The sequence below is a fragment of the Actinomadura sp. GC306 genome (assembly GCF_004348665.1).
GTDB lineage: Bacteria > Actinomycetota > Actinomycetes > Streptosporangiales > Streptosporangiaceae > Spirillospora.
Genome location: NZ_SMKM01000401.1, coordinates 1 through 4,204 on the forward strand (window position 1 = coordinate 1; position 4,204 = coordinate 4,204).

Consider the following 4,204-nt stretch of genomic DNA (forward strand, 5'->3'; position numbering starts at 1 on the left):
GTCCGCCCCGCCGTCCGCCGTCACCGGCACCATCACCACCGGCGCCGCCACCGAGCACCGGGCGGGCTTCGACCCGCTGCCGCCCTCCGCCGATCCGCTCGAACTGCGCGAGGCGCACCGCCCGCTCGCGGTCACCTACACCTACGACGGGCGGCGCCGCACGCTCGACGACTACCTCGCCCGCACCGGCACCCAGGGCTTCGTGGTCCTGGACGGGGACGCCGTCGTCTTCGAACGCTACGTCGCGGCGGGCCGCGGCAGCCTCTTCCAGTCGTGGTCGATGGCCAAGTCGTTCACCTCCGCCGCGGTCGGCATCGCGCTCGGCGAGGGGCACATCGACTCGGTCGACGACCCGGTCACCCGCTACGTCCCCGAGCTGGCGGGGTCCGGCTACGACGGCGTCTCGCTGCGGGACCTGCTGCGGATGTCGTCGGGCATCGAGTGGGACGAGACCTCGGACGTCCCCGCGGTGCACGTCGCCGCGAGCCTCGGGCGTCCGCTCACCGCCATGGCGAAGCGGCAGAAGCGGGGCTGGGAGCCGGGGACGAGGTTCGAGTACACGAGCATGAACTCGTTCGTCCTCGCCTGGGCCGTCGCCGAGGCGACGGGGGTGCCGTACCACGTCTACGTCCAGCGGAAGATCTGGGGGCCGGCGGGGATGGCGTCCAAGGCGTACCTGGGCAACGACTCCAACGGCAACAGCATGGGGTACTGCTGCTACTACGCCACCGCCCGCGACTTCGCGCGGTTCGGGCTGCTGTACCTCAACGGCGGCAAGGCCGGCGGCCGGCAGGTCGTGCCGGCCTCGTGGGTGGCGGAGTCGACGCGTCCGTCGGCGCCGTTCAAACCGGGCTACGGCTTCCAGTGGTGGCTGGACGGCGACGGCGGCTTCTCCGCCAGCGGCCTCGGCGGCCAGCTCATCTGGGTCTCGCCGAGGCACGGCGTCGTCATCGTCAAGTCGGCGCTCTTCACCGTCCTCGGCGGCGAGGAGACCGACGCCGCGTTCGAGGCCGTCGCCGCCGAGGTCGCCCGGACCCGCGCCGCCCGCGCGGGCTGACCGGGCTGACCGGGCAATCGGGGAACAAGCCGGGCGGCCCCGCTGGTTAGGCTTACCTAAGAAGGATGTTCCGGGGACGGGAGGCCGCATGGCGCAGGAACCGGCGCGCAAGGGGCGCACGCTCAACAGGGGGAGGGTGCTGCGCACCGAGAGGCTCACCCCGCACATGATCCGCGTGGTCGTCGGCGGGGCGGAGCTGGCCGGGTTCGCCGCGGGCGAGTTCACCGACCACTACGTCAAGCTGCTCTTCCGGCGGCCGGGCGTGGCGTACCCGGAGCCGTTCGACATGGAGCGGATCCGCGCCGAGCTGCCGCGTGAGCAGTGGCCGGTCACCCGGACCTACACCGTGCGCGCGTGGGACCCCGAGGCCGTGGAGCTGACGCTCGACTTCGTCCACCACGGCGACCAGGGGCTCGCCGGCCCGTGGGCGGCGAACGCCCGGCCGGGCGACGAGGTCCTGTTCTTCGGCCCCGGCGGCGACTACGCGCCCCGCGCCGACGCGGGCTGGCACCTGCTCGTGGGCGACGAGAGCGCGCTCCCGGCGATCGGCGCCTCACTGGAGCGGATCCCGCGGGGCGCGCCCGTCCGCGTGTTCATCGAGGTCTCCGGCCCCGAGGAGGAGCAGGAGCTGCCCACCCCGGAGGACGCGGAGATCGTCTGGCTGCACCGGGGCGGCGGCCCGGTCGGGGACCTGCTGGTGGAGGCCGTCCAGAAGCTGGAGTTCCCCGAGGGCGAGGTGCACGCGTTCGTCCACGGCGAGGCGGGCTTCGTCAAGGCGCTGCGGCGCCACCTGCGGATCGACCGCGGGGTGCCGCTGGAGCGGCTGTCCATCTCCGGCTACTGGCGCCGCGGCCGCGACGACGAGGGCTGGCGGTCGATCAAGCGCGACTGGAACCGCCAGGTGGAGGAAGAGGAGGCCCGGGCCCTCGGCTGATCCGCCGTGCGCCGGGTCCAGGGGCGGCGCCTCTGGACCCGGCTGGACCCCGGCTAGGCGGTGACCTCTTCCGGCTCCTCGCCGGTGGGGTCGTCCTCGTCGGTGAAGCCGGGGAGCCAGCGTTCGACCTCGGCGCGGAAGTCGCCCTCGGTCTCCAGCTGGCACAGGACGCCGCCGCCCCCGCTCAGGGCGCGGCTGACGGCCAGGTACTGCGGCGGGAGCCGGAACTGGCGGGCGAGGGCGCCGGGGCGCATGTCGGAGGCGACGCCGAGTCCGTGGGCGGTCTGCTCCCGCATCCACTCGCGGGAGTAGCGGAAGCGCTCCACCGCGAACGGGGCCGCGTGCGGCCCGATGAGGTCGGCGACCTCCTCGGGGTCCACCTCGGCGTCGGGGACGAGGAACCCCTCCTCGCGGAGGGCCTCGACCATCTCCTCGGGGTCGCCGAGCGTCCCGATGCGGGTGAGCCTGCCGATCGACCACTGCAGCTCGGCGGGGACGCGGGCGGCGCCGCCGAAGTCCATGACGCCGAGGCGGCCGTCGTCCAGCACCCGGAAGTTGCCCGGGTGCGGGTCGATGTGGATCATCTCGCAGCGGGCGGGACCGGAGAGCAGGAAGCGGAACAGCAGCATGCCGGCGCGGTCGCGCTGCTCCTGGTCGCCCTCGGCGATGACCTTGGCGAGCGGCGTCCCGTCCAGCCACTCGGTGACCAGGACGTTGCCGGACTGGGCGACGACCGCGGGCACGAGGAAGTCGGGATCGCCCGCGTAGGCGTCGTGGAAGGCGGTCTGGGCGCGGGCCTCGTCGACGTAGTCGAGCTCCTTCTCCAGCCGCCGCTTGAGGTCGGCGATGACCGGCTTGACCTCGACGCCGGGGAACAGCGGGGTGAAGAGCCGGCTGACGCGGGAGATCTGGTTGAAGTCGCTCATCAGCGCCTTGGCGGCGCCGGGGTACTGGACCTTCACCGCGACGGTCCGCCCGTCGTGCCAGACGGCCTTGTGGACCTGGCCGATGGACGCCGCGGCGGCGGGCCGGTCGTCGAACTCCCGGAACTTCTCGCGCCAGTCCTCCCCCAGGCCCTCGGCGAGGACGCGGTGGGTGGTGGCGGCGGGCATCGGGGGCGCGGCCTCCTGGAGCCGGGTGAGGCTCGCGCGGAACGGGCCGGCGATCTCCTCGGGCAGCCCCGCCTCGAAGATCGACATCAGCTGCCCGACCTTCATGGCGCCGCCCTTGAGCTCGCCGAGCACCGCGAACAGCTGCTCGGCGGTGCGGCGCTGCACCTCCAGCGCGACCGCCTCGGCGGGGCGGCCGAACGTCCGCTTGCCGAACCCGAGCGCGGTGCGCCCGGCGAAGCCGATCGGCAGGGTCGCCAGCTTGGCGGTCCGCGTCACCGCGCGGCGGGGAATGTCACTCACGGCCCGTCCCTCGTTCGACGATGCGTCCAATGACCGTCAGGGTCTCACGCGGGGGAAAAGTCACGAAACGTTCATCCCCCGTCAAAAGATGAAGCGTTCCGGCAGGCCCGGAGATTCCCCGGCCGGTCCCCCGGGGCGGGTACCGCACCGTTCCCGCACGGCCGCAGCAGCAGCTCGACGACCTCCAGCGCCTGGTCGATCCGCGGCCGGGTCCCGCCCAGGTGGTGCGCGTACAGGAACGAGTCGGCGACCCTGACGATCGCCTGCGCGAGGGTCCGGGTCGGCAGCGGGACCCGCAGGGCGCCGCGGTCGATCTCTGCCTGCAGCTCCCGGGCCAGCAGCTCGGTGGAGCGGTCCTCGATGGTGCCCGGCATGGTGGCCAGCCGGATGAACAGCCGCGGCTCGCGCTCGGTGAACGCCTTGAGCGGCTCGGCCTCCACCACCGCGTACATGAACCGGTCGAGGAGCATGAGGATGCGGTCGGCGCCGGAGCCGTCCACGCCGCGCGTCGCCACGCGGTAGGTGTGCTCGGTCATCTCCGCGAGGACGTCGCCGAGCAGCCGCTCCCGGCTGCCCACCCAGCGGTACAGGGTCGCGCGGCCCACGCCGAGCTCGGCGGCCAGCGCCGACATGTCGATCGGCTCGCCGCGCAGGTAGTGCTCGGTGGCGGCCGCGAGCGCGGCGGCGGGACCGGGCGCGCGGCCGGCGGGCCCGGACGGCGGCCGGGCGGGACCGCCGGGGGGAACGGGGCTGCCGTTCATCCGCTCAGCATGCCACAGCCCCGCCCCCGCCCCGGCGGGC

4 protein-coding genes are annotated in these 4,204 nt (G+C 74.0%); 2 read left to right on the top strand and 2 right to left on the bottom strand.

The features are described 5' to 3' along the window. Window positions 1-1,057 (top strand): serine hydrolase domain-containing protein (locus tag E1200_RS31630; protein WP_243708999.1); only part of this gene is annotated, 1,057 nt, incomplete at its 5' end. Between the two features lie 88 nt (window positions 1,058-1,145). Next, complete coding sequence (locus tag E1200_RS31635) at window positions 1,146-1,991, top strand: siderophore-interacting protein (protein ID WP_131956069.1); 846 nt, start codon at window positions 1,146-1,148, stop codon at window positions 1,989-1,991. A gap of 53 nt (window positions 1,992-2,044) precedes the next feature. Here the strand turns inward: E1200_RS31635 and E1200_RS31640 are convergent, their stop codons facing one another. Continuing rightward, complete coding sequence (locus E1200_RS31640; RefSeq protein ID WP_165950545.1) at window positions 2,045-3,403, bottom strand: AarF/ABC1/UbiB kinase family protein; 1,359 nt, start codon at window positions 3,401-3,403, stop codon at window positions 2,045-2,047. A gap of 71 nt (window positions 3,404-3,474) precedes the next feature. Continuing rightward, window positions 3,475-4,204: QsdR family transcriptional regulator (locus tag E1200_RS31645; protein WP_207933641.1), on the bottom strand; the 730-nt coding region annotated here is incomplete at its 5' end.

What these genes read in the sequence shown, in the direction of transcription:
- E1200_RS31635 (WP_131956069.1), top strand. Translation starts at nt 1,146, where the DNA reads ATGGCGCAGGAACCGGCGCGCAAGGGGCGCACGCTCAACAGGGGGAGG.